At 72.4% G+C, this 26,937-nt stretch carries 13 protein-coding genes; 10 read left to right on the top strand and 3 right to left on the bottom strand.

The genetic code is table 11. The features are described 5' to 3' along the window. Positions 1-9: 9 nt before the first annotated feature. On the bottom strand, positions 10-3,099 hold the full coding sequence (locus HN031_RS15260; protein ID WP_301539529.1) for a helix-turn-helix transcriptional regulator: 3,090 nt from the start codon (positions 3,097-3,099) through the stop codon (positions 10-12). Here HN031_RS15260 and HN031_RS15255 point away from each other — a divergent pair. The 8 genes from HN031_RS15255 (at position 3,044) to HN031_RS15220 (ending at position 24,643) form a co-directional block, all read left to right on the top strand. Further along, on the top strand, positions 3,044-3,286 hold the full coding sequence (locus HN031_RS15255) for a hypothetical protein (protein ID WP_172271878.1): 243 nt from the start codon (positions 3,044-3,046) through the stop codon (positions 3,284-3,286). The genes HN031_RS15260 and HN031_RS15255 overlap by 56 nt on opposite strands. Positions 3,287-3,606: 320 nt before the next feature. Continuing rightward, positions 3,607-4,512 (top strand): DMT family transporter, encoded by a 906-nt coding sequence (locus HN031_RS15250; protein WP_172271876.1) that lies wholly within the window; start codon positions 3,607-3,609, stop codon positions 4,510-4,512. Between the two features lie 731 nt (positions 4,513-5,243). After that, complete coding sequence (locus HN031_RS15245; protein WP_172271874.1) at positions 5,244-6,413, top strand: ATP-binding protein; 1,170 nt, start codon at positions 5,244-5,246, stop codon at positions 6,411-6,413. A 248-nt stretch (positions 6,414-6,661) separates the two neighbouring features. Next, a complete protein-coding gene (locus HN031_RS15240) occupies positions 6,662-7,897 on the top strand; it encodes a serine hydrolase (RefSeq protein ID WP_172271872.1) in 1,236 nt (411 codons plus the stop codon). Positions 7,898-8,044: 147 nt separating this feature from the next. Next, positions 8,045-10,993 carry a M36 family metallopeptidase gene (locus HN031_RS15235; protein WP_172271870.1) on the top strand — a complete coding sequence of 983 codons (2,949 nt, stop codon included), beginning with the start codon at positions 8,045-8,047 and terminating at the stop codon, positions 10,991-10,993. Positions 10,994-11,451: 458 nt separating this feature from the next. Next, complete coding sequence (locus HN031_RS15230; protein WP_172271868.1) at positions 11,452-12,102, top strand: 2'-5' RNA ligase family protein; 651 nt, start codon at positions 11,452-11,454, stop codon at positions 12,100-12,102. Between the two features lie 279 nt (positions 12,103-12,381). Beyond that, positions 12,382-22,497, top strand: coding sequence for a DUF11 domain-containing protein (locus tag HN031_RS15225; RefSeq protein ID WP_172271866.1), 10,116 nt, complete (start codon positions 12,382-12,384; stop codon positions 22,495-22,497). Positions 22,498-22,708: 211 nt separating this feature from the next. Beyond that, a complete protein-coding gene (locus HN031_RS15220) occupies positions 22,709-24,643 on the top strand; it encodes an Ig-like domain-containing protein (RefSeq protein ID WP_172271864.1) in 1,935 nt (644 codons plus the stop codon). Between the two features lie 136 nt (positions 24,644-24,779). Here HN031_RS15220 and HN031_RS15215 read toward each other — a convergent pair whose 3' ends face one another. Both HN031_RS15215 and HN031_RS15210 read right to left on the bottom strand, forming a co-directional pair. Further along, complete coding sequence (locus tag HN031_RS15215; protein WP_172271862.1) at positions 24,780-25,004, bottom strand: hypothetical protein; 225 nt, start codon at positions 25,002-25,004, stop codon at positions 24,780-24,782. Between the two features lie 49 nt (positions 25,005-25,053). Beyond that, on the bottom strand, positions 25,054-25,470 hold the full coding sequence (locus HN031_RS15210) for a hypothetical protein (protein WP_172271860.1): 417 nt from the start codon (positions 25,468-25,470) through the stop codon (positions 25,054-25,056). A gap of 133 nt (positions 25,471-25,603) precedes the next feature. Here HN031_RS15210 and HN031_RS15205 point away from each other — a divergent pair, with 133 nt between their 5' ends. Together HN031_RS15205 and HN031_RS15200 are read left to right on the top strand one after the other, a co-directional pair. Beyond that, positions 25,604-26,080, top strand: a complete 477-nt coding sequence (locus HN031_RS15205; RefSeq protein WP_172271858.1) for a GNAT family N-acetyltransferase — start codon at positions 25,604-25,606, stop codon at positions 26,078-26,080. A gap of 38 nt (positions 26,081-26,118) precedes the next feature. Next, the gene (locus tag HN031_RS15200) at positions 26,119-26,889 is read left to right on the top strand and encodes an SDR family NAD(P)-dependent oxidoreductase (RefSeq protein WP_172271856.1); all 771 of its coding nucleotides are present in this window, start codon (positions 26,119-26,121) and stop codon (positions 26,887-26,889) included. The last annotated feature ends 48 nt before the right edge of the window (positions 26,890-26,937 follow it).

The raw sequence follows: 26,937 nt of genomic DNA, 5'->3' as shown, positions 1-26,937 counted from the left end.
CGGCGTGCCTCAGCCGCGAGCATCCACCAGACGTGCCAGCTCGGTGCGCGAGCCCACGCCGACCTTGCGGAAGATGTTGCGCAGGTGGCTCTCCACCGTCTTGGTCGACAGGAAGATCCGCTGTGCGATCTCCGGGTTGGTCAGCCGGTCCACGACGAGGTCGGCGATCTCGCGCTCGCGTGCGGTGAGTGAGGCGAGCCCGGCGACCCCGGATCCCGGTGAGGTCCTCCGGTGGCGTCGCCGCCCCACCCGTCCGAGCTCGCGCTCGGCCTCGTCGCGGAAGCGACGTGCGCCGCAGGCGTCCAGCGTGGCGGCCGCCTCGGTCCAGAGCGCGACGGCGCCCTCGAGGTCGCCCGTCCCTTCCACGGCTCGACCTGCCAGAGTCCTGGCCCGGGCAGCGTCGACCCGGGCGCCGACGAGGTCCGCAGCGGTTGCCGCGGCGCTGGCCGCCTCGGCCGCTCGAGCGTGGTCGCCGCTGGCCAAGGCACACGCCGCCACCGCCCGGCGAGCCAGGGACTGCGCGAACGGCAGCCCCACGACGTCCGCCCACGCGGTGGCGCCAGTGGCACATTCCTCTGCCCGGCGTACGTCACCGCGCGCCACGTGGGCACGTACGGCGATGTCGAACGCGTAGGTGCGCCACCCGCCGGGGATCCCCGTCAGCTGGGCCCCGCCGCAGGTGGCGTACAACGTCTCGAGCGCGAGCTCTGGGCGCCCGCTCTCGACCTCGATGAAGGCCAGGACCGCTCCCGCCCACGCCTCGATGCCGGTGTTGGAGCGGCGCCCAGCCAGCTCGAGGCTCTCGCGCCCGCGGTCGGATGCCTCCTCGAGGCGGCCTGCGACGGCCAGCGCGAAGGCCAGGTTGAACAGGCCCCAGGCCGTGGTCTCCGGACGCCGGGCAGCGCGCGCCGCCTCGACCATGGTGTCGCAGTGGCGGATCGACTCCTCCACCCGACCAGCGACCCACAGTGCCGTGCCATAGGCCGGGCCGAGGGTGGGGACGGCCCACATGTCCCCGCTGGCCAGAGCGAGTGCGAGACCGCGGGCACCGTGCTCGATGCACGCGTCGTAGCGGTCGAGGTAGAGCTCGGCACCGGCCATCCCACCCAGGACGTCGAGTCGGCGGGCGAGGTCGGCGTCGGTGAGGAGCGGCAGCAGCTCGAGGGCGGAGCCGAGGTGGGCCTCCGCAGCCTCGGTGGCTCCCCCCAGAGCATGGGCGAACGCCGCACCGGCGTGGGCGGCAGCGCTCAGGACCGGCTTCTGCAGTCGTTCGGCCTCGCTCGCCGCGGCGGACGTCCAGGACCTGACCGCCTCGTGGTCGCGGTTGTAGAAGGCGTCGAGCACCATGGCGACCATCACCGAGACCGCCGGCTCGCTCCGGCGGTCCAGTGGCTCGAGCGTCCGGACCAGGCGACGATGAGCGTCGGCGTACCGGCCCAGCCCCTGCTCGATGGCGACACTCGTCAGCGCGAGCTCCACGCGGGTGGCGTCGTCGGTCGCGAGCTCCAGCGCCTCGACGGCCGATGCCAGCGCGGCCTCGGGCTCGCCGAGCGCGGCGAGCAACGGCGGCTGCCGCCGCGCCAGACGCAGCCGTTGGCTCGGGTCCGCCGTTCCGGGAAGCAGTCGCAGTGCAGTGCCCAGCCACCGCACGGCGCTCGCGGGGGCGCGTGCGGCTGCCTGGTCGGCCGCCTCGACCAGCACGTCGACAGCCTCCTGGTCCCCCACTCGTGCGGCGTGCTCCAAGTGGCCCGCGAGATCGGTGGCCGGCGCGCCGAGTTCCGCGAGGCCGGCGACGCACCGCTCGTGCAGCGCGAGCCGTCGCCCCGGAGGCAGCGCGTCGTAGACGGCGCGACGCACCAGCGGGTGGCGGAACGCGAACTGCCGAGGGACGTCGCCGCTCTCGACGATGCCGCGCAGGACGAGCTGGTCGATGAGCTCGTACGCGCTCTGCTCGTCCACCCCGGCGACCCAGCCGGCGAGGTCCAGCCCGAACGGGTCGCCCACCACGGCCGCGCCCTCGGCCAGGCTCCGGGCCGGCCCGGCACGGTCGAGCTCCGCCAGGATCGCCTGCGAGATCGCAGGTGGAAGCCCATCGTCCAGCTGCGGGGCGTGCTCTCCGGTGCCCGCCAGCGTGAGCAGGTAGAAGGGGTTGCCACCGCTCACACGGTGCAGCTCCTCGGCCGAGCGACGGTCCGTCACGCCCATCAGGTCGCCCACCTGCTGGACGTCGAGGGGGTTCACCTCCACGTACCTGGCGACCCCGTCGAACACCGCGCGCGCCACGTCGGCGGCCAGGTCGGCGTCCACCTGGCGTGGTCGGTAGGCACCCACGAGCAGCAGCCGGGCCGCGCCGGGGCGACGCAGCAGGAAGGCGAACAGCTCCAACGAGGAGCGGTCGGCCCAGTGCAGGTCGTCGAGCACCAGCACGAGCGGACGCTCCCGCGACAGGAGCTCCAGCAACCTGCGGATCGCTGCGTAGCCGCTCACCCGGTGCTCGGGCGTCCCCACCGACACCCCGCCGGCAGGAACGCGGATGCCGAGTGACGGGAAGAGCGTCGCAAGGCGAGTCCGGTCCTCGTCGCTCATCGCCTCCAGCACCGTCTCGTCCAAGGCGTGCAGGTGTGCGTCAAGGGCGTCGACGAACGGGCCGAGCGGGTGCTGCTCGAACTCCGAGGCGCGCCCGGTGAGAACGAGGCCACCGAGCTCGTCCACCCTCGTGCGCAGCGTGCTGAGCAGGAACGTCTTGCCGATCCCCGGCTCCCCGGCGACGACGACGGCGGTGCTGTCACCGCGGAAGGCTTCGTGCACCGCACGCATCAGTGCCTTCAGCTCGCCATCACGTCCGACAAGTCCAGCGCGCAGCACGCCTCCCCCTCCTCGCTCGCTCAGGATAGGACGAGAGTGCGGTCGGCCTCCATGCCTGAGACGAGGTACGTCCACGACGCCGCCTCCCGCAGTGCGGGGCCTGGCCCGACACGGCTCAGGGTGCGCCTCAGGGTGTCCGCCCGATGTCGGTGCGCCGGCTCGTCGACACCATCGACAGGTGCCTCGATTCAGACTCTGCCACCACCACACACCCGACGAGTGCGCCGCCGCCATGGCGTCCTGGCGCGTCTTCGCGAGCCCCCTGCGTGGGCAGTCGGCGACGGCGTCCTGCGCTCACGGTGGCCACCACGTCTGGTTCGACGTCGAGGCACCCGACCGGGAGGCAGCCCTGTCGCTGCTTCCCGGCTTCGTCGCCCACCGCACGGAGGTCGTGCGCGTGGCCGAGCTCGACCTGCCCTGAACACCGTCCGAAGGAAACCGTCATGACGTTCACCACCTCACCTGCGCCTGTCCACCGGTCGTCGACTGCTGCCGTCGCGCTCATCCTCGGCAAAGCCGGACGCGCCGGCGCATGAGTGACCCACTGTCCGCGGCTCTCAGCCTGCTCGGCGTCGCAGCGCTGGTCATGGCGCTGTGTCTCGGAGGGACGCTCGTCGCGGCCGAGACCTGGCACGTCCGTCGGCGCGGCCGGACCGCTCGCAGCCCGAGGGCGTCGGCGCAGCCGTCCACGTCCTACGGCGCTCCCCCACAGCCGACACGAGTGCATGCGGGCGGAAAGCCATGAACACCGCGCGCCGGCTGGCCGTCGCCGCCGTCCTGGTCATGGGCGCGTCCCTGGCCGTCCAGGGATCGGCCGTGCTCACCCACCCGATGTTCGCCGAGCTCGGCGCGAGCGGGGTCTCGGGGTTGCGCTTCCTCCTGGCCGCCGGTCTTGCTGTCGCGCTGGTGCGACCGCGCTGGGCCGGGCGCTCCACGACCTCATGGACGTGGATCGTCATCTACGGCTCCATCATCGCGGCCATGAACGTGGCGATGTACCGCGCCCTCGAGCACCTTCCGCTCGGAGTCGCAGTCACCATCGAGCTCCTCGGTCCACTGGCCCTGGGCGCGACCCGTCTGCCGCGCCGTTGGCTGCGTGGGCTTCCCCTCGTCAGCGTCGCCGGTCTCGTCCTCGTTGCCCGACCCGACAGCGACCTCCCGGTCATCGGGCTGGTGTTCGCAGGCTGTGCGGCCGCAGCCCTGGCGGCGTACGCCGTGGTCGCTGAGCGGATCAGCACCATGACCACGGGCAACGGCTGGGACGAGCTCGCCCTCGCCCTGGTGGTCGCCGCCGCGTGGACACTGCCGCTCTCGTGGCATGCCTTGCCGACACTCGGGGTGACCCACCTGCCCCGGCTGCTCATCGCCGCAGGGGTCGGGGTGCTGCTGGCGTTCGGCCTCGACTTCCTCGCCGTGCGCCGGAGCTCCGCCCGCATCGTCGCCGTGCTCCTGTCGTTCGACCCGGTCCTCGGAGCCGCCCTCGGGTGGGTGTTCATGGCGCAGACCCTCAGCGTGGCGACGCTGCTCGGCATCGGCCTCATCGTGACCGCCGGCGTGGCGACCTGCGCATGGCACACAGAAGGCACCAGCCGGGCTCGGCACGACGGGACAGCAGCGACCGGGCGGCTGGGCGGTGCCGGTGATTGAGAGCTGGTTGAACAGGGGACCAGTGTCGTGGACTGTCCGGGTGATGTGGGGGCAAGACCCGGCAGCCCGGCCCGGGCGCTCGACTCGAGCGCCCGGGCCACCTGCTCCTAGCAGCTGCGGCGTCGGGTCGCGGTCGCCACGAGGACGCGGCCATGGGCGAAACTCCTCTGGCGCACCTGACTCCACGTCTATGGAGTCAGACCGTGGAGATCGCCCTGACGGCTGCAGGCCCCTTCGGTCTGGACGATCCCATCGCGCCGGACCGCTAGCCCACCCGGGCGCCGTTGCTGCGACCGACGACGTGGTCGACGGTGCGTGGCATGTGCCCGCGCTCAGCAGACGTGGGGCCGGCGCACGCGCCCGTCCCCACGTCCGTGCCACTACCGTGCGGCTCGCTGGATGAGCTTCGTGACCGCTCGCGGGTGACTCATCATCACCACGTGCGAGCTGTCCACCTCCACCACCTGCGCACCGGCCCGCTACGCCATGGCCCGTTCGGCCTCCGGCGGGATGATGCGGTCCTGGGTGGCCACCATGTACCGGCTCGGGATCTCGGCCCATGCCGGAGGCCCGGAGGGAAGCCCGAGCGCGGCCAGGGCCCCCGGGCGCCGTGTCGCGGACAGGTCTCTGGTGGGCCGGCCAATCAGCTCCCGCCCGCAGCTCCTGTCCGGCGCGCCGGGCATCTCCATCCCCGTGCCACGATGCGGAACGGCGCACTCGAGCTTCCTGTGGTGGTCCTTGAGCCAGCCTTGAGCCGTTCGGCGCAGCTGGTCGTGTCCGAACTGGTGACGAACGCCGTCGTGCATGCGGGTACGCCCGTCCACGTGCGTGTCACCGCGGAGACCGATGCGGTGCGCGTCGAGGTGGAGGACGCCAGCCCGCACCTCCCGGCCGAGCGGAGCAGAACGGTCACAGCCGGCACGGGCCGCGGTCTCAAGCTCGTCACGGAGCAAGCCGACCGCTGGGACGTCGTAGCCACCGGCGAAGGCAAGATCGTCTGGTTCGAGATCGGAGTTCTCTCCGTCCCGTTCGCGGGACACCGGAGGCCCGCGACGCCGCCACCGCGAGTGACGCCGGTGGTCCTGCGTCACGTTCCGCTGCTGATGCACTGGGCGTGGCAGGAACATGCGGCGGCACTGTTGCGCGAGTACCTGTTGTTCCGCCTGGACAAGGACGACGCGGCGATCGACGACCACGCGGCCGCGAGCACTGCACTCAACGTGCTGGACGCCCAGCTGCCCAGACCGGAGCTCCCGGAGGATCCCGACGCCCTGCTGGCAACCGTCGTCGAGCCGCAGGCCACGTGCGACGAGGTGGTCGTGCTGGTCCCGACCGTCTCGGTGCATCACTTCGTGGTGTTGGACGACCTCCTGGAGCGGGCCATCGCAGCCGCGCACGACGGTCGACTGCTCAGTGCGCCCATCCAGCCGGAGATCCGTCAGATGCGTGCCTGGCTCTGCGCCCAGGTGGGCAAGCAAGCAGCGCACGGACCGCCCACCCCGTGGCGGCCCGCCGCGAATCCCGGCGTTGACATCGGTGACGTCCTCGACCGTCGGCCGGCGTACGCGCGGCTCCTCGCTCCGGACTCGCTCGCACTGGTCACGAGCGACGCCCACGTCATCCTCGCCGTCTCCCCACGCCTGGTGAGCTTCCTGCGCTACCGCGAGTCGTCCGAGCTCCTCGGACGACGCGTGCTGGCGGTGGTTCCTCCCCGGTTCCATCAGGCCCACGTCGCCGGTGCCACGCTGCACGCCACCAACGGGCGTGACGTGCTGCTGCACCAGTGGGTGTCGGTTCCCGTTGTTCGCGCCGACGGCGGGGAGTCCCTCGTGGAGCTGCACGTGGAGCCACAGCACGTGGGTGACGAACGCGTCTTCGTCGCCGAGTTCCGGGAGCTGTGAGCGCGGCCGGGCGAGAGCAGTGTGGGCAGCAGGCGCGATGCGCGGCGGCGGTCCCTCCCGTCTCGGCCGATGCGGCACCGCAGCTGAACCTGCTGGACGAGACGCGCCCTATCGCTCACCCAGCCCATTTGGTAGGCATTCCGGACGACCGCCAGCGAGGGAGGCCCACCATGTCCGACCGTCCGCACCACCCACCGTCCCATCCGGTCGCACGCCGCCGTCGCCTCGCCGCCACCGCAGCTCTCGCGATGACTGCTGTGCTCGCACCGGCGACCGACGTGTCGACGGCCGGCGCCGCCCCGCCTAGCACCTCGTCACCGGCCGGCGCTGCTCCTCGCGCCGCTGAGATCTCGACCGGCGCACTGGACCGGCTGGTCCAACGCCTCCGCACGGACGGCAAGGCCGTCGCTGTCACCGCCGAGCTGCGCCGCGGCGCCCGGACGTGGACGTTCGACGCCGGTCGAGCCCGCCGGGCACCTGCCCGGACGGTGCAGCCAGGCAGCAGCTTCCGAGCCGCCAGCGTCACCAAGCAGCTCGTCGCGGTCCTCGCGCTGCAGCTCGTCGAGAAGGGGACGTGGACCCTCGACACCACCATCGGCGACGTCGACCCGGGCCTGTGGCCCGGCCGGGAGGCGATCACCGTTCGCCAGCTGCTGAGCCACACCAGCGGCATGCCTGACCACCTCGGCGCGGTCGTCGCGGAGGCGACGACCGGTCGGAAGTTCGTGCGCGCCATCTCGCGGCGCTCGACCGACCAGGAGATCATCGCCCTGGGACGAAGCCTGCCGTGGGCGGCCGAGCCGGGCACCTTCTCCTACAGCAACACCGGCTACGTCGTGGTCGGCCAGATGCTCGAACGGGCCACCGGCACATCGGTCCGCCGTCTCGTCGAGCGACGGATCCTGCGACCGGTCGGCATGACGGACAGCGCCTTCGCCGTGAGCAAGAGCTCTCCACGGCCGGGCCTGCACGAGTACGCCCGATGGCCAGGACGCACCCTCGACCTCCGCTCGTTCGAGCCGTCCCTCTTCTCCTCGGCCGGGGCACTGGTGTCCACCGCCCGCGACCTCAACGAGTTCCGACGCGCGCTCGAAGCCGGCGAACTCATCGGCAAGCGATGGGTACGCGTCATGCAGCATCCGCTGACCGACCAGGGCTACGGACTCGGCAGCTACCGCCTGCCGAGCCCCTGCTCGTCCGGGCCGCGGTGGGTGCATGGTCACGACGGCGGGTCGTTCGGCACACTGACGTTCTCGGTCGGGCTCGGCGGCAACCGGCAGCTCACCATCGCCATGACCGGCCGCGGCTACACCGAGGACACGATCACCTCCCAGAGCCGTCTGCTGCAGAAGTTCGCCTACACCGCGCTGGCCGCCACCTGCGCCGACGACCGCAAGGACCGGCGGAAGGACCGGCGCCCGGGCGGGGCTCCTGAGTGGCCGCAGCTCCTGGACGTGGTGGCCGCGCGGGCCCCCGCCTCCTGAAGAGAGCCTTCTCGCGGGGTTCGACCCGGAAGGCGGGCGCGATCGGGCCCCCGTGGGTCTTCCCACCGCGTCCGAGCGCGGGGTACAACGAAGGTCCCTCACGCTTTCTCGGACACGGCGGCCACGGTCGCCGGAAGGGACCCACCGATGCACCTCAATTCTCGGGTCGGAGGAGTCGGCGCTGCCCTCGTGACGCTCTCCCTGGCAGCAGCTCTCGCACCGTTCACCTCGTCGGCCTCCTCGGCCGGTTCACCACCAGCGGGTCCACCCGGCGGAGGCGCCGGCTTCCAGGGTGAGGACTCCGCGTCCCGCGACAAGGACGTCCGTGACGGCCGGGCCGCGCCCACCGCCCGGCAGCGGTCCGCGCTGGACGACCTCGACGCCACGGCCCGCTGGAACAAGCTCGGCACACCGGCGGTGCTGATGGCCACCGACACGCCCCTCGCGACGGGGCTTCCCGCCGACCCCGAGACAGCCGCGCTCGAGTTCCTCGCCGGGACCCGCGACGTCCTGGGTCTCACCGCGCGGGGCGCCGAGTCGGTCGAGGTGCTCGCCAGCCGCCCGCTGGGTGAGGACGCCGACGTGGTGATCGTGCGCCAGCAGTTCGGCGACCTCGCCGCCGGTGTCGACGGCATCGCCGCCGTGGGGATGCGCAACGGCTCAGTGCTCTACGTCAGCTCGTCGCTGGCGCGCGACGCGGCGGCGCCGGCGCCGGCCACCCTGACGGAAGCCGACGCCCAGGGCCTCGCCGCGCGCGACGCCGGCATCGCCGACCCCGTCGTCCTCGGCACGACCGAGGTCGCCGTACCGGTGCCGGGGGCCGCGGCCCGCGCCGCCTACCAGGTGGTGCTGCGTTCGGAGGACGACGAGACCGCCGGCTTCGCCAGCTATGTCGACGCGCGCTCCGGCGAGGTGCTGGTCCGCGAGGACCTCGTCGACCACGACGCCGACAACCCCGAGTGGGAGGTGTTCCCGAGCAGCCCGCCGGTGGACTACTCCTCCCGCGACACCCGGGTGACGTGGTGCTGGACGCCGCTGACGGGGTGTGAGGAGACGGTCGGCACCAGCGCCTCGCTGCCCTGGGACGTCGACCCGACGACCAACCAGCCGACGTTCACCACGCTCGGCAACAACGCCATCGCGGTCGAGAACCGCAACAGCAACAACTCCCGCACCGTCGGCACCGAGACGGCGACACCGTCGCCGACCCGCGACTACGCCTACCCGTGGACCAACCAGTGGTACGAGGAGGGGTGTGACCCCGCGACGTTCGGCTCCCCGCAGAACGTCGACCTCGACGCCGCCCGCGCGAACCTCTTCGCCATGCACAACCGCATGCACGACTGGTCCTACCACCTCGGCTTCGTCGAGAGCACCTGGAACATGCAGAAGGACAACCTCGGCCGGGGTGGTCTCGGTGGTGACTACGAGCAGGGCAACGCCCAGGCCGGCGCCGTCTCGGGCGGTCCGCCGACCTTCGCCGCACGCAACAACGCCAACCAGTTCACCCCGCCCGACGGCCAGGCGCCGATCACCAACATGTACATGTGGCAGCCGATCGCCGGCTCCTTCTACGCCCCGTGCGTCGACGGCGACTACGACATGAGCGTCATCGGCCACGAGTACGGCCACGCGATCACCAACCGGATGATCGCCGGACCGAGCGGCGGCGTCAGCTCGCCGCAGGGCATGAGCGAGAGCTGGAGCGACCAGCTGGCCATGGAGTACCTCCACGAGCACGGCTACGCCGCCCCGGGACTCCAGGCCTTCACGATCGGCCAGTACACGACCGGCGACGCCGTGGCCGGCATCCGCAACTACAACATGAGCCGGAGCCCGCTCAACTACACCGACATCGGCTACGACGTCACCGGACCGCAGGTGCACGCCGACGGTGAGATCTGGACCGCGACCAACTTCGACATCCGGCAGGCCTTCATCGCCCGGTACGGCGCCGGCGACGCGGCCCTCAACAAGTCGTGCGCCAACGGGCAGACCCCGGTCAGCGGCTGCCCGGGCAACCGGCGCTGGATGCAGCTGGTGTTCGACTCGTTCCTGCTGATGGCCAACAGCCAGGTCAGCCAGGTCGACTCCCGCAACGCGATGCTGGCCGCGGACCTGCTCCGATTCAACGGCGCCAACCAGGACATCCTCTGGAACGCCTTCGCTGCTCGGGGCCTGGGCGAGGGCGCCACCAGCGCCGGCAACGCCGACCCCGACCCCACGCCGAGCTTCCGGTCGGCGTACGCCAGCGAGTCGGCGGTCACCTTCGCTCCGCGCGACGAGCGCGGCCGCCCGGTGCGCGGCGCCCAGCTCTACGTGGGCCACTACCAGGCACGGGCCGTGCCGGTGGCCGACACCGACCCGACCACGGCGCTGCCCGACCGGGTGGAGATGGTGCCGGGCAACTACGAGTTCGTGGCCCGCGCCCCCGGCCACGGCCACGCCCGCATCCCGCTGACCGCGCTCTCCGCCGGCCGGGCCAAGACCCTCGCACCGCGGATGGACACCAACCTGGCGTCCGTCACCAACGGCGCGGCGGTCGAGGGCACGGGCACCGACCTGGTCAACCTCGTCGACGACGAGGAGGGCACCCAGTGGGCGGCCCTGGGCGCTCCGGTCGCGCAGCAGCACGTGGTCGTCGACCTGGCCGGCACCAAGCGTCAGGACGTGCGGCGGGTGCAGGTCAGCACCCACCTGCGGCCCGCACGCACCAACCCGGACGGGACCCCGGCCGAGCCGAGCCAGAGCCGCTACTCGGCCCTGCGTCAGTTCGAGGTGTGGTCGTGCTCCATCGCCCGCGGGGTCGACTGCGACGAGCAGGACGAGTTCACCCGGGTGTTCCTCAGCCCGGAGGACGCGTTCCCGGCCACGGCCCCGCGGCCGCGGGCGCCGGACCTCGTCATCCGGTCGTTCGACATCCGACGCACCAAGGCGACCCACCTGTGGCTCCAGGTCGTCACCAACCAGTGCACCGGAGGTCCGGAGTACGCCGGTGAGCAGGACCAGGACCCGCGCGCCGTGAGCGACTGCTCGGCGGGCAGCGACCAGGACCTGAACGTACGGGCGACGGAGTTCCAGGCCTTCGGCCGCTGATGTGCACCGCTGACTGAGTCCGGGCCCCGACACGCTCGCGTGTCGGGGCCTCGGCACGGTCACTTTCGCCCGCCACCACAGGGGGCGGTGCAGCCAGCCCGCGGGACGCAGGTCCGGGAGGCCACTTCTCGGTCGGGCGGACGAGATGTGGATCCCGCGTCATGCCGAGCCGCGCGGCAAGTCATGGGTGGCATGCAGCCCACGACAACGACACGCAGTCCCCGCGCCCGGTCCTCTCAGGAGGGACCAGCGACGAGTGGCGACGACCCCGCAGCGCTGGTGTCTGACGAGGACCACGGGAGCGAAGCGGAACACGATTCGAGCCCGGCTGTGGGCGGGATGGCCGACGACGCCACCGTTCCGCCGTCAGGAGCGCTGCAGCCAGACCCCACGGGGCTGGGAGCACTTGCCTGATGTGTCCGGCGCACCTGCCACGACCCCGTCAGCGTCGTTCCGACATGCTCGACCACCACTGGGGCTGGCGGCCGGAGTGGACCGAGGACCGGCCCTGCTTGTACTGGTACCTGTCCTTCGACCCGGCTCAGGTGGCCCGGGCAGTCCCGTCCGCGCTCCTGGACTCGATCAGTGACACGTCGTGGCTCGAGCCGATCCCTCTCCGCTGGATGCACCTGACCTTGTGCGAGGTCGCCTTCGTCGACGAGGTGACCGACGGTCAGGTCGACGAGGCGGTCCGGAGCATCACGCGACGTCTCCCGGCGCTCGACCTCACTGCGCTCACGGTGGGACCCCCCGGGGGGATGGGCAGCGCGGTCGTGCTGGGAGCCCGGCCACGGCAGCAGCTCGCACGATTGCAGCAGAGGCTGTGCGCGCACACCCAGGATGCTCTCGGCCTGACGACGGACCACACGGTCGAGGACGACTTCCAGCCACACGTGAGCCTGGGTTACGTCAATCGCTCCGTGGCGGCAGCCGAGGTCCAGGAGCTCACGTCGCGACACAGCGACTTCGAGGCCGAGCTCCCGGTCTCGTGCCTGATCCTGGCCGAGGTGACGCGCAACCGCACGCACTACGAATGGACGGTGCGAGCCGCGGTCCGCCCGCCTGGTGCCCTCGCCCGTCACGGCGCGGGTCGGCAGACGACGGGCTGACCGCTCGCGGAGCTCGTGGGCAGCGCCGCTGGCTCCTACGTCCGCCCACCATGACCGAGGACGAGGATCGATCGCGGATCGCCGGCTGAACTGCTCCGAGTGCTCTGGACCCCCTCGCGCCGCTGAACCGATCGCTCAATTCCGAGTCTGACCAGACACCGACCCCCGTCGGACGTAGTGTGTTGCTCGATTGTTACTCGATTGAGGCATTCCCGAGGAGGGAGTGACGGGGCAGCGCGCCGTCACGTCGGGGGCGCCCCAGAGCTGTGAAGGACCACCATGCTGGGCGCTCGTACCCCCGTCTCCTCGTGGCTGCGCATCTGCGCCTCGCTCCTGCTCGTGGCGGTGAGCCTCGCCCTCGCGGTGGTGCTCCCGGCCGACCGCGCGGACGCGGCGGTCATCCGTCCCTTCACCGAGGTGTTCTCCACCCAGACCAACGGCTCGATCCAGGTCACCGGCAACTCCGTGCTCAGCTGCGGCACGGCGACGGGGTGCGCCCAGGCGCTGAGCGGCGCGACCGCGTCCAGCAACAACAACTTCACGATGGTGCCGCTGGACACCGACGCCGACCCGTCCACGACCCGCTCGTCGTCGGCCAACCTCGCCATCCCGCCAGGCGCCCGTGTCCTCTACGCCGGTCTCTTCTGGGGCGGCGCGCGCACCGCCGGCACCAGTGGCGTGGCCGCGTCCGGGACGGTCGGCAACATCCGGTTCCGCGTGCCCGGCTCGGCGTCGTACCAGACGGTGGCTGCGCAGCAGGTCGACAACCAGACGACCAGCGCAACCCTCGACTACTCGGCCTACAGCAACGTCACCGACCTCGTGCGTGGCGCGGGCCCCGGCACCTACTGGGGCGCCGACATCGTGGCCGCCACCGGCGTCGACCGGTATGCCGGGTGGAGCCTCGTGGTGGCGGTCGAGGACCCCGCCGCCCCGCTGCGCGACCTCACCGTGTTCAGCGGCTATGCGACCGTCGTCAGCAACGAGACCGTCGACACGACCATCTCCGGGTTCCTCGCTCCTCCGACCGGCGCCGTCGGCGCGCGGTTCGGGGGCGTGACCTACGAAGGGGACGCCGGCATCACCGGCGACTACTTCCAGGTCGGCACCAGCCGCCTTGCCGACGCCCAGAGCCCCTCGGCCAACTTTTTCGGCAGCCGCATCACCAACGGCGGCGCCAACCTCACGAACCGCACGCCGGCCTCGCTCAACAACCTCGGCATCGACGCCAAGGTGGTCGACGCGCCCGGCACGATCCCCAACGGCGCCACCTCGGCGAACCTGCGCTTCGCCTCGACCGGCGACTTCTACTACCCCGCGGCCCTCACCACGCAGATCGACCTCTACGCGCCGACGATCCAGGGCAGCAAGTCGGTCACCAACCTGTCGGGCAACACCCCGGCCAAGGTCGGCGACGTCCTCGAGTACTCCGTGACGTTCAGCAACACCGGCGAGGACGCGGCCACGAACGCCGTGGTGACCGACCCCATCCCGGCCGGGACGTCCTTCGTGCCCGGTTCGCTGCGCGTGACCGCCGGCGCCAACCAGGGCGCGAAGACCGACGCGGCCGGCGACGACCAGGGCGAGTTCGTCGCCGCCAGTCGCACCGTGCGGCTGCGGGTCGGCACGGGGGCGACCGCGACCGTCGGTGGCCGCCTCGCTCCCTCCGCGACGACGACCGCCGCCTTCCGTGTCCGCGTCGACACCGCCGGCGCGGGCACGACCCTGCGCAACAGCGCCGCGCTGGCCTACCGCGCGGAGACCATCGGTCGCGACTACACCTACACGACGGCCGAGGTGGCGACCCCGGTCGCTGCGGAGGCGGACGTGTCCCTCACCAAGTCCGCCGCCCCGGAGCCGGTGCTCGCCGGCAACCAGGTGACGTACGCCCTCACCGCCCGCAACGCGGGCCCGAACGCCGCCGCCGGGGTGCAGGTCGTCGACACGCTCCCCGAGGGCGTCGTCCTGGTCTCGAGCAACCCGTCGACCGGGACCTGCTCGTTCAGCAGCCCGACCCTGACCTGCGGCCTCGGCGCCCTCGCCTCCGGCGCCACGGCGACGGTGTCGGTGGTCGTGCGCGTGCCTCCGGGCTCGGCGGCCACCGCGCTGACCAACGTCGCCCGGATCTCGGCGGCGACCTCGGACCCGAACCCCGGCAACAACAGCGCCTCCGCCACCACCACGGTCCTTCGGCAGGCCGACCTCGGCCTCACGAAGTCCGCGTCCCCGACCGACCCCGTCCCCGGGACGGCCGTGACCTACACCCTCGTGGCGACGAACGACGGCGCCTCGCGGGCAGCCGACGTCACGATCACCGACACCCTTCCCGCCACCCTCGCGGTCAGCTCCGCGACGACGGACCGCGGCACCTGCGAGGTCACCGGGAGCCAGGTGTCGTGCACCGCAGCGGGTCTCGACCCGGGCGAGTCCGCCACGGTCACCGTGGTGGCGGACGTCCCGTCCGGTGCCACGAGCGTCCCGCTCACCAACAACGCACGCGTCGGCTCCACCACGCCGGACCCCGACTCCTCCAACAACGCCGCCACCGTCACCGTCACGCCCCAGGCGCCGCGTGCCGACCTCGTCGTCACCAAGGAGGCGGTCACCTCCCCGGTGGTCGCCGGACGCGGCGTGCAGTACGTCGTCACGGTCCGCAACGACGGACCCTCCGACGCTGCCGCCGTGACCCTCGACGACCAGGCGCCGGCCGCCCTGTCCGGCGTGGCAGCCACCCCGACCGCCGGCTCCTGCACGGTCTCGGCCGCCGGTCGCGTCCAGTGCGACCTCGGGACGCTCGCCGCCGGCCGCTCGGTGGAGGTGGCCGTCAACGCCCAGCTCGACGCCGGAGCCACCGGCACCCTCGTCAACTCCGCGACGGCCACCTCACCCACCGCGGACCCGGCGCCGGGCAACAACACCGGCACCTCGAGCGTCCCGGTGACCACCAGCGCGGACCTCTCGGTCACCAAGTCGGCAACCCCGGTCCCCGTGCTCGCCGGCAACGTCGCGACGTACTCCGTCGTGGTCACCAACGACGGTCCGTCGATCGCCCGCGCGGTGACCGTGGTGGACCCGGTGCCCGTCCCGCTGACCTACGTCGGCTCGTCGACCACGCAGGGCACCTGTGCCACGAGCGGGACGCCCACGACCGTGACGTGCGCCGTGGGCGACATCCCGGTCGGCGGCAGCGTCACCGTCACCGTGCGCGCCGGCACGCCGCAGGACGGCAGCGGGCAGGGCGTGACCAACACGGCGAGCGCCTCCTCCCCGACCCCCGACCCGGTGGCCGGCAACAACAGCGCCGCCTTCACCCTCCCCACCGCCGCCCAGGCGGATGTGGAGCTCACCAAGACCGTCACCCCGAGCCCGGTCGTCGCGGGACAGACCGTGAGCTACCGGATCATCGCCCGCAACACCGGCCCGTCGGCCGCCAACGGCGTCACGGTGACCGACACCATCGGCGCGCGCGTGACGGGCGTGGTCGCCACGTCGCCCACGACGGGCGCGAGCTGCGCCGCGACGAGCGGCAACAACGTCTCCTGCACGGTGGCCACGCTGGCCAGCGGGGCCGAGCTCGTGGTCGAGGTGACCGGCACGGTGGCTCCCGGCGCGGCCGCCGGCGCCCTCACCAACGACGCCCGGGTCACGTCCGCGACGCCGACCGACCCCTCCCTCGACAACAACACCGCCTCGGCGACCACCGAGGTGGTCCGCAGCGCCGACCTGTCCGTCACCAAGAGCGGTACGTCGACGCTGGCCGCGGGTCGTGAGGGCGAGTGGACGCTGCTCGTGAGCAACGACGGTCCGTCGACGGCCACCGACGTGCGGCTCACCGACTCCCTCCCCACCGGGGTGACGTTCGCGGGCGCCACGGGAGCGACCTGCACCGTCGACGGCGGTGTCGTGACCTGCCCCCTCGGTGACCTCGCCCCCGGCGCCTCGACGACCGTCACCGTCCGCGGCACGGTGGACTCGGGCGTCGTGGCGGGCACGGAGCTCGTCGACACCGGCAGCGTCTCGTCGACGACCAGCGACCCGGCCCCGGCCAACAACACCGACGACCACACCACGACCGTCACCGAGGTGACGGACGTGCGGGTCGCGAAGTCCGCCCAGTCGGACTCCTTCGTGCCGGGCGCCGAGGGCGTCTACCTCGTCGACGTGACCACCGACGGGCCCTCGGACGCCCGCGACGTCGTCGTGACCGACACCCTCGACGCGTCGCTCGACGTGCTGGAGGCGACGTTCGACGGCGGCACCTGCACCGTCGTGGGCCAGCTCGTCACCTGCCGGCGGGACCTCCTGCCCGCCGGAGCGACGGCGCAGGCGCGGATCCGCGTGTCGGTCGACCCCGACCGGTCGACCCCGGTGACCAACGTCGCCGAGGTGACCAGCAGCACTGACACGGGCACGGGCGGCAACAACCGCTCCGAGACCACCACCCCGGTGACCCCCAGCGCTGACCTCGCGATCGTGAAGACCGCCTCCGCCACGGAGGTCGCGGCCGGTGAGGGCGTGACCTACACCCTGACGGTCGTCAACAACGGTCCGTCGCTGGCCGCGGACACCGTGGTCGCCGACGTGCTGCCCGCCGGCATCGTCCCCGCCGCCGCCACCGCCTCCGCCGGCTCCTGCACGATCAGCGGCCAGGTCGTGGCCTGCGACCTCGGTGACGTCGAGCCGGGCGCCCCGGTGACCATCGTCGTGGTGGGCGGCACGGGTCCGGGCGCCGCCGCCGGTGCCCGGGCGAACCAGGCGGAGGTCTCCTCCGCCACGGCCGACCCCGTGCCCGCCAACAACACGTCGCAGGTCACCGTCGACGTGGTGACGGAGGCCGACGTCCAGGTCACCAAGACCGCCAACGGGGACAGCCTCGTGCCCGGTGGCGCCGTGAGCTGGAGCATCGTCGTCAACAACGCGGGCCCGTCCACGGCCCGCGGCATCGTCGTCACCGACACGGTTCCCGCCGCCGTCACGGTGACGTCGGCGTTCCACGGCACGGCCACCCCCTGCACGGTCTCCGGTCAGCAGGTGACCTGCGACCTCGGTGACCGGACACCGGGCCAGCGCGTGGTCACCATCGTCGGCACGCTGGCGTCGTCGTACGCCGGCGCCACCCTCGCCAACACGGTGCAGGTGAGCGCAACGACGCCCGACCCGGTGCCGGGCAACAACACCGCGACGGCGACGTCGCCGATCACCCGGATCACCGACCTCGAGATCATCAAGACCATCGACGACCCGACCCCCGTCGCCGGGCAGCGGATCACCTACACGCTGTCGACCTACAACAACGGCCCCTCCGACGCCCTCGACGTCGACTTCATCGACCAGCTGCCCAGCGGCCTCACGGACGTCGTGGTGCGCCGCCCGACCCTCGAGGGCCAGCCGGCGACGGCGGAGTGCGAGCTGCGCCAGCCCGTCAACGCCGGCACGGTCGACAACCCGGCGGCGGCGACCGTCTTCTGCTCCGGACCCGTCTTCAGGTCGGGGCTGCCCGCACGCGTCATCGGCTACGTGGACGCCACCATCGCCCCGGGATTCACCGGCGCGCTGACCAACTCCGCCCGCATCAGCTCCGAGACCATCGACCGCGACGCCGAGAACAACGAGGACTCGGTGACCACGCTGGTGGGGACCAGCGCCGACCTCTCGGTCACCAAGACCGTCGCCCCCGAGCGACCGGTACCCGGCGCAGACGTGACGTGGACCGTCACCGTGGCCAACGCCGGCCCGTCCGTCGCCCGCCAGGTGCTCCTCACCGACGACGTCGCGGACGCCGTGACCGGCCTCACCGCGACGGCGGCCGGACGTCCGGGTGCGTGCACGGTCGCCGCCGGCAACGCGGTGACCTGCGACCTGGGGGACCTGGCCGCCTCCGGCACCGGCTCCCAGGCCGTCGTGACGTTGTCCGGACGCCTGCCGGCCGACTACACCGGCGCCCTCAGCAACACCGCGACCGTCACCTCCCCGACCGACGACCCCGTGCCGGGCAACAACAGCGACACGGCCGAGTCGACGGTCCTCGCCCAGGCCGACGTGTCCATCACCAAGGCCGTCGCGCCGAACCCGCCGGTGCCCGGCCAGGACGTCACGTGGACCGTCACCGTGGCCAACGCCGGACCCTCCGTCGCACGGGACGTCGTCGTCGCCGACGACGTCGACGACGCGATCACGGGCCTGACCGCCACGACCGGCGCCACCCCGAACCCGTGCACGGTCGCCGCGGGCAACGTCGTCACCTGCGAGCTGGGGGCCGTGGCGCCCGGCTCCGTCGTCGTCACGCTCACGGGCGGGGTGCCCGCCGGCTTCACCGGCTCGCTCGGCAACACCGCCACCGTCGCCTCCCCCACCGACACCACCCCGGGCAACAACAGCGCCTCGGTCAGCACCGGTACGGCGCCGAGCGCGGACGTGTCGGTGACCAAGTCGCTGGCCCCCGCCGCACCGGTCCCGGGCGAGGAGGTCGCCTACACCGTCGTCGTCACCAACAACGGACCCTCCGTCGCCCGCGGGGTCGTCGTCCGCGACGACGTCGCGGACGCCCTCACCGGCCTCACCGCCACCACCGGCGCACCGTCGAACCCGTGCACCGTCGTCGCCGGCAACGAGGTCACCTGCGAGCTCGGCGACCTCCCGGCCACCGGTCCCGGCGCCACCGTGACCATCACCATCCGCGGCGACCTGCCCGCCGGCTTCACCGGCGACCTCGACAACACCGCCGCCGTCACCGCCCTCACCCCCGACGGCGACCCCGCCAACAACACCGACACCGCGAACGGCACCGCCGCCCCGACCGCCGACGTCTCGGTGACCAAGTCGCTGACCCCCGCCGCACCCGTCCCGGGCGAGGACGTCACCTGGACGGTGGTCGTCGCCAACAACGGTCCGTCCGTCGCGCGCGACGTCGTGCTCACCGACGACGTGCCGGTCGCCGTCACCGGCGTGACCGCCTCGAGCCAGGTCCCGGACGCGTGCACGGTGTCGGGCAACGAGGTCAGCTGCGACCTCGGCGACCTGCCCCCGTCGAGCACCACCGTGACGCTGACGGGCCGGCTCGACGCCGACTTCACCGGCACGCTCGCCAACACGGTCACCGTCGCCTCGGCCACCCCGGACGCCGACACGGACAACAACACCGCCACCGCGACGGGCACCGCCGCGGCGCGGGCCGACGTGGGGATCACCAAGACGGTGTCGCCCGCGAACCCGGTCCCCGGCGCGGAGGTCACGTGGACCGTCCTGGTCACCAACACCGGCCCGTCGGTGGCGCGCGACGTCGTCGTGCGCGACGACGTCGACAACCGCATCACCGGCCTCACCGCCGGCACGGGGTCGAGCCCGAACCCGTGCACGATCACCGCGGGCAACGACGTCACGTGCGACCTCGGCGACCTGCTGCCCAGCACCTCGCCCGTCGTCATCACCCTGACCGGACAGGTGCCCGCGGGCTTCACCGGCCCGCTGAGCAACACCGCCACGGTGGCCTCCCCCACCGACGACACTCCCGGCAACAACTCCTCGACCGCCGACCCGACGACCGCACCCGGCGCGGACCTCGAGATCGTGAAGACGGTCTCGCCCGCCACGCCGGTCCCGGGACGCGACATCACCTGGACCGTCACCGTCACCAACCGAGGCCCGTCGGTGGCCCGCGACGTGGTGGTCACGGACGACGTCGTCGCCGAGCTCACGGGCGTCACGGCGAGCTCGCCGTGCAGCGTCGGGACCGGCAACCGCGTGTCGTGCGACCTCGGCGATCTCGACGTGGGCGGCGCCGCCTCCACCATCACGGTCACCATCACCGGTCGCGTGCCCGCCGCGTTCACCGGCGACCTCGACAACACCGCCGAGGTCTCCTCGGCCACGCCGGACGGCGACCTGAGCAACAACAGCGACACCGCCCAGGCGACCGTCGCACCCGAGGCCGACGTCTCGGTCACCAAGCAGGTCGCCCCGGCGAGCCCCGTGCCGGGTCGCGACGTGACCTGGACGGTGGTGGCCACCAACGCCGGCCCGTCGGTCGCTCGCGGCGTCGTCCTGACCGACGACGTCCCCGACCAGCTCACGGGCGTCACCGCGACGACCGGTGCGCCCGCCACCTGCAGCGTGGCGGCCGGCAACGAGGTCACCTGCGACCTCGGCGTCCTCGCGCCCGCCACGGGCGTCACGGTCACGATCACCGGTCGCGTCCCGGCCGGGTTCACCGGGGCCTTGGCCAACACCGCAGTGGTGGACGCGGACACGCCAGACCCGGTCCCGGGCAACAACAGCGCCACCGCCAGCAGCGGCACGGCGCCGAGCGCCGACGTGTCGGTCACCAAGACCGCGACGCCGGCCGACCCCGTGCCCGGCCGGGACACCACCTGGACCGTCGTCGTCGCCAACGCCGGACCGTCCGTGGCTCGCACCGTCGTCCTGACCGACGACGTACCGGACGAGCTGACCGGCGTCAGCGCCACGACAGGTACGACGACCTGCACGGTGGACCCCGGCAACGAGGTCACCTGCCAGCTCGGCGACCTCGCCCCCGGTGAGGACGTCACCGTGAGCATCACCGGCGGCGTCCCCGCCGGTTTCACGGGCGAGCTCGAGAACACCGCGGTGGTCGAGGCCGACACTCCCGACCCGGTCCCGGCCAACAACACGGCCACCGCCACCGGCGACGCCGACGCGCGCGCCGACGTGTCGGTCACCAAGACGGCGACGCCGGCCGACCCGGTGCCGGGCCAGGACACCACGTGGACCGTCGTCGTCGCCAACGCCGGACCGTCCCTCGCCCGCGCCGTGGTCCTGACCGACGACGTGCCCGACGAGCTGACCGACGTCACCGCCACGACCAGCGCCACCGCCACCTGTGAGGTGGACCCTGGCAACGAGGTCACCTGCGGACTCGGCGACCTGGCCCCCGGCGACGACGTCACCGTCACCATCACCGCGCGACTGCCGTCGGACTACACCGGCGACCTCGCCAACACCGCCGTGGTGGATGCCGGCACGGCGGATCCGGACCCCGACAACAACAGCTCCACCGCACGCGGCACGGCGCGCCCACGGGCCGACGTCTCGATCACCAAGACGCTCGACGGCGGACCGCCGGTGCCGGGCCGGACGGTCACCTGGACCGTCACGGTGGCCAACGCCGGTCCGTCAACCGCTCGCGACGTCGTGGTCACCGACCCGGTGCCCGACGCCGTGACGGGAGTGACCGCCGGCGCGCCCTGCACCGTCGCTGCTGGCCTGGTGACCTGCGAGCTGGGCGACGTGCCGTCCGGCAGCACCGAGACGCTCACCGTCTCGGGAAGGCTGGACGAGGCGTTCACCGGACGTTTGCGGAACACCGCCACGGTGGCGTCCCCGACCGACACCACGCCGGGCGACAACACCGCGACCGCCGCCGCCGACAGCGCGCCGAGCGCCGACGTGTCCATCACGAAGACGGTGTCACCGGCGACTCCGGTGGCCGGCGAGCAGCTCACCTTCACGCTCGTCGTGCGCAACGACGGCCCCTCCGCGGCGCGCGACGTGGTGGTCTCCGACCGCCTCGACGAGGTCCTCGGCGAGGCGGCCGCGACCGCGACCGATGGCGGCACCTGCCGCGTCGAGGGCCGCGAGGTCACCTGCACGCTGCCGACCCTCGGCACCGGCCGATCCGCCACGGTCACCGTCACGGCGACGGTCGACCCGGCGCACACCGGTGCGGTGAGCAACACGGCGAACGTCACCGCGGCCACGCCGGACCCCGACGGGACGGACAACAGCGCCACGGTCACCGCGACGGTCGGCACGGGCACCGGTCTCACGATCGAGAAGTCCGCCTCCTCCCGCACCGCCGACGCGGGCGAGCGGGTCACCTACACGATCACCGTGGGCAACCGCGGCCCGTCGGCGGCCCCCGACGTCCGGGTCGTCGACGAGCTCGACGAGGACCTGACCGTCGTCTCGGCCCGCATCACCGCCGGTGAGGGCGAGGTCACCACGACCGCGCGCCGGCTCACCGCCGTGTTCCCGACCCTGCGGCCCCGGACCGAGGGAGTCGTACGACTCGTCGCGCGGATCGACGCCGACGCCTCCGGCCGGGTGCCCAACACCGCGGTCGCCACGACCTCCGCCCCTGGGGGCGGGACGGTCGAGGTGCAGGACCAGGCGGTCGTCGAGGTCCTCGCCGACGAGGGCGGCGGCGGTGACGACGGGGACACCGGTGGCAGCGACGGCGGCGACGGCGGCGACGAGGTTGCTGACGACACCGGTGGCGGCGGCCTGCTGCCGGACACCGGCCTGCCGGCTGGCGTGGTCCCACTGACGGCGCTCAGCCTTCTGCTGCTGGCCCTCGGCCTCTGGCTAGTGCGCCGCTCGCGCGTCGACGGTGGACGGGGTCCGAGCTCGCGCGGGTGAGGGACTGGCGCCGCTCGCACACTGCGGACCGGGCTCCGACGCGCACCGGCGCCGAACGTCAGCGAATCACCGACGCGAAAGATCTCATCCTTTCGTCGCCTACCGGCGTTACCTTCGCGTGGCTCGCGCGTTGATCTGGTAACAATCCGTGTGCCAACCATGGGGCCCTCGCGGCCCCGCCGCTCCGCATCATCATTCCGAGGGGGAACAGATGCACCCGAACGACCACCGCCGGCAGTTCCGCCGGCCCCCACGTTCGTCCCGGTCGGCTGCAGCCGCCCTGGCCGTCGTCCTGCCCGTCTCCGTCCTCGCTCTGGCTCAGGCGCCGGCGTCGGCCGCGCCGCTGCCGGCGGACTACTCGGGCAGCGCCAGTGCCCAGCTGCTCGACCTCGACGTGGCCCTCGTCGGCCAGTCGCTGGCGGGACTCCAGGTCGGTGACAGCGCTGCCTCGGCCACCAGCGACGTCGACGGCACCAGCGGCTCGTCCGCGACCTCGGCCAACATCGCGGCCGCTGTCGCGGGGCAGAACCTCCCGCTCAGCCGCATCACTGCCGACCAGGCCCCTTTCGACGCTGATTCCCAGACGGTGGTGCCACTCAACCTTCAGCCCCTCCTGGGCCTCGGAGCGATCACGGGAGACGTCTCGTCCAGCTGGGCCGGCACCAACCAGTGCGTCCAGGCGAACGGCGGCGTACGCCCGCTCGCGACCTCGCAGACCACCCTTGCCGGCGGCACCGTCGCTCAGGTCCTCGGCAGCTCGGTCGTCACCGTGGAGGCGTCCGACACGACCACCACCACGGCGCTCGTCGACGACGGGGCCGGCGGTGCCGACGTCGTCTCCCGCGCCACCACCACTGTCGGCGACGTCGTGCTCTTCGGCGGACAGGTACGCGTCGAGGTCACCAACGACGTCGTCCTGGAGGCCCGCTCGGACGGCACCACCGGCACCGCCGGCTTCGTCACTCCCCCGACCATCGTCGCCACCGTCGGCTCGCAGCAGGTGCCGATCCCGCTGAACGGCAACCCCGTCAACATCGGCGCGCCCGGCAACCCGCTGCTCCGAGCGACCATCCGCGCCTTCAACCCGACCGCGCAGTCCACGGGCGCCACCGGCCGGGCCACCCTCGACGCGCTGTTCAGCATCGACCTCGAGGTCCTGCCCGTCATCCCCGGCGCGACTCTCGCCGACGTGTCGCTGGCGGTCGCTCCCATGGCTGCGTCCGCCACCGCACCCGCCGGTGGCGTCGAGTGCGACGGCGGCCCGTCCTCCGGGTCCATCGCGCCCCCGGCGATCACGTCGCCCGCGGCGAACGCGTCGGTCACCGACTCCACGCCGGCGGTCTCCGGCACCGGATCGCCCGGCGCCACCGTGACAGTGCGCGAGGGCGGTACGACGCTGTGCACCACGACCGTGGCGCCCAACGGCTCGTGGACGTGCTCCCCCACGACGCCTCTCGCCGCCGGTCCCCACACCATCACCGCGACGCAGAGCCAGGGCGGCACCACGAGCACTGCGGCCCAGGTCACCTTCACCGTCGTCCCCGACACCAGCGACTCCGACGGCGACGGCGTGCCGAACAACGAGGAGGTCGCCAACGGCTCGGACCCCAACAACCCCGACTCCGACGGTGACGGCCTCACCGACGGCGACGAGGTCAACGTCCACGGCACCAACCCGACCGTGAAGGACACCGACGCCGACGGCCTCACCGATGGTCAGGAGGTCACCGGTGTCACGATCCGCGAGCGCTTCGAGGTCTGCGGCACGAAGGCCCGCACGTCGATCACGGTGAAGCCCGACCCGCTGCGCAAGGACACCGACAAGGACGGGCTGAGCGACGGCAAGGAGGTCAAGGGCGTCAAGGTGAAGCAGAAGGTGCGGATCCCCCAGGGCCGCAGCATCAAGATCGGGCTCACCCGCACCAACCCGACGAAGAAGGACACCGACCGCGACGGCTTGAAGGACAAGGTGGAGCTCAAGGGCACCGCCAACAAGCGGTTCAAGAAGGCCAAGACCGACCCCAGCAAGTGCGACACCGACCAGGGTGGCGTCTCGGACGGAGCCGAGGTGAAGGCCAGGTCCAACCCGGCCGACATCAGGTCCACCCCGCGCAACCCCCGAGGACGCGCGAACGCCGCAGGCTGATTCCCCACGGATCGGCTGACGTCGCGCGCAGAGGTGCCGTCGCACCGGGCAGCTACCCCCCGCCCGGTGCGACGGCACCACCACATCCGGTGCGACCGGTGGGCGCGCTCGCGAAGTCGACAGGACGACCAGACGGCTAGAGAACCGCGCCGCGAGGCGCGACTTCCACCGCGGCGACGCCCCTCGCGTACAGCACCACGAGACGACCGCCGTGCGTGCAGCGGAGCGCACCTGACTCCTGCGAGAGAGCGTCGACCACGTGATCGATCGCCTCGGCCTCACTCACCGCACTGGGGTTGTCGTAGGTGACATCCATGCTGTCGCCGCTCACGAGCCGGACCCGAAGCACAAGCTCCTCCATGCCTCGCACACTAGGCGCGAGCGACCCCTTCGGGCGAGACGCAGCTGGGTCAGCCGGCGAGGGCGCGCTCGATCTCGGCTACCGCGTCGGCCTCGTTCGGCGAGGTGTCGTCCGCGGCAGCCGCGACGTCCTTCGCCGACTGGACCACCACGCGCTTGTACTCGTCGACGAGCTCCGGGGCCTTCGCACTCAGGATGCCGACCGCCTGCTCGAGAAGCTCGAGGGTGCGTGCCTTCACGTCGTCCCTGCCCCCGGATGGCATCTCCGGCAGCCCCCCGGTGACCAGCTTCTGCACCTCGGGCGAGGCCGCCTTGACCGCCTTGCTGCCTGCGAACGACTCCTTGAACGTGTCGAAGAATCCCGGTTCCGCCTGGCCGACAAGGGCGCTGGCGCGAAGGGCAGCTGAGCGGACGGTCTTCTGCTCGTCCTCGGTGAGTGCGGATGTGGGCTGCTGCGGCTCCGTCATGAGTTGCTCCTCTGTCGCTCTGCGAAGTGATCACCCGACGTCCTTGTCTACCGCAACCCACCTCAGATGTCGCGGCTCCGTTGCCCGGCAGGCACGCCGGAGCCCTCCCGTGCGCGGCTGGTAGAACCGTCTCATGGCGTCCACACCAGAACAGGACCTGCGGGTTCGCCCTGTGCGCGACGAGGACTTCGACCAGTGGCGAGCGCTCTACGGGAAGTACGCCGCGTTCTACGGAGTGGCGCAGTCAGACGACATGGCTCGGCAGGTGTGGTCATGGCTCTGCGACCCGAGCCACGACGTGAGTGGCCTCGTGGTGGAGGACGACAGCCACACCCTGGTGGGGCTGGCGCACTTCAGATCGTTCGCTCGGCCGCTGTCCGCCACGATCGGGTGCTTCCTGGACGACCTCTTCGTCGACCCCGCCGTTCGCGGCGCAGGCGCAGCCGACCTCATGCTCACCGAGCTCTCCCGGATCGCCAGCGCCAACAGCTGGAGTGTCGTCCGGTGGATCACCGCGGACGACAACTACCGAGGTCGCGGGAAGTACGACCAGTACGCCTCCCGCACGACCTGGGTCACGTACGACATGGAGCCCGCGTCGCGCGCCTGACCGGGAAGACCCTCGGCACCTGCGCGGTTGAGCACGTCATGACCTCCAACACCTATGACTTCCACGGTCGCACCGTCCTCGTCACCGGCGGCGGTACCGGCATCGGCCGCGCGATCGCGGAAGCATTCATCGCGAACGGGGCGAACGTCGCCATCAGCGGCCGCCGGCGCGAGAAGCTCGACGAGGTCCTGACCGGACACCCCGCCGACCGCACGCTGGCCGTCGAGGCCGACGTCGCCGACGACGCCTCGGCGGCCGCCATGGTGCGGGCCGTGGTGGACCGCTTCGGGTCGCTCGATGTCGTCGTCAACAACGCCGCGGCGTACACGAACGGCGCCTTCGACGAGCTCGCCCTCGAGGACTGGCAGGCGATCCGTGCGACCAACATCGACGGGTTCGTGCACGTCGCCCGCCACGCGCTGCCTGAGCTGGAGCGCTCGGGCGGCAACCTGGTCGTCGTCGGCTCGGTCTCGGGGCTGCGCGGCGACTGGTCGCAGGCGGCCTACAACGCCACCAAGGCCGCGATCATGAACTTCGTGCAGTCGCTCGCCCTCGACTATGGCCCGCGCGGAGTCAGGCTCAACGCCGTGGCCCCCGCCCTCACGATCACCGACCTGACTCGGGCCGTCGAGGAGGACGACCAGGCGCTGGCCGCGGCCACCAACCGGATCGCTCTGGGTCGTCCCGGGCGGCCCGATGACATCGCGCCGGCGGTGCTGTTCCTGGCCAGCTCGGACGCCGCCTACATCACGGGCGCCTGGCTGGCCGTCGACGGCGGTACGTCAGCGAGCACGGGTCAGGCGCACTGAAGGGAACGCGCACCGTCCCCACGCCGTCCTCGCTGCGAGGTCGCCGTG

Source organism: Nocardioides sp. zg-1308, from assembly GCF_013155375.1.
In the GTDB taxonomy this organism is placed as follows: domain Bacteria; phylum Actinomycetota; class Actinomycetes; order Propionibacteriales; family Nocardioidaceae; genus Nocardioides; species Nocardioides renjunii.
Note: the sequence above shows the minus strand (reverse complement) of the source record. Positions and strands in the feature narration are given on the sequence as shown.

Excerpts from the sequence above, each read along its gene's own strand:
- HN031_RS15225 (WP_172271866.1), top strand. The coding sequence starts at position 12,382 with ATGCTGGGCGCTCGTACCCCCGTCTCCTCGTGGCTGCGCATCTGCGCC.
- HN031_RS15205 (WP_172271858.1), top strand. The coding sequence starts at position 25,604 with ATGGCGTCCACACCAGAACAGGACCTGCGGGTTCGCCCTGTGCGCGAC.
- HN031_RS15215 (WP_172271862.1), bottom strand. The coding sequence starts at position 25,004 with ATGGAGGAGCTTGTGCTTCGGGTCCGGCTCGTGAGCGGCGACAGCATG.
- HN031_RS15240 (WP_172271872.1), top strand. The coding sequence starts at position 6,662 with ATGACTGCTGTGCTCGCACCGGCGACCGACGTGTCGACGGCCGGCGCC.
- HN031_RS15220 (WP_172271864.1), top strand. The coding sequence starts at position 22,709 with ATGCACCCGAACGACCACCGCCGGCAGTTCCGCCGGCCCCCACGTTCG.
- HN031_RS15230 (WP_172271868.1), top strand. The coding sequence starts at position 11,452 with ATGCTCGACCACCACTGGGGCTGGCGGCCGGAGTGGACCGAGGACCGG.
- HN031_RS15260 (WP_301539529.1), bottom strand. The coding sequence starts at position 3,099 with ATGGCGGCGGCGCACTCGTCGGGTGTGTGGTGGTGGCAGAGTCTGAAT.
- HN031_RS15200 (WP_172271856.1), top strand. The coding sequence starts at position 26,119 with ATGACCTCCAACACCTATGACTTCCACGGTCGCACCGTCCTCGTCACC.
- HN031_RS15250 (WP_172271876.1), top strand. The coding sequence starts at position 3,607 with ATGAACACCGCGCGCCGGCTGGCCGTCGCCGCCGTCCTGGTCATGGGC.
- HN031_RS15235 (WP_172271870.1), top strand. The coding sequence starts at position 8,045 with ATGCACCTCAATTCTCGGGTCGGAGGAGTCGGCGCTGCCCTCGTGACG.
- HN031_RS15210 (WP_172271860.1), bottom strand. The coding sequence starts at position 25,470 with ATGACGGAGCCGCAGCAGCCCACATCCGCACTCACCGAGGACGAGCAG.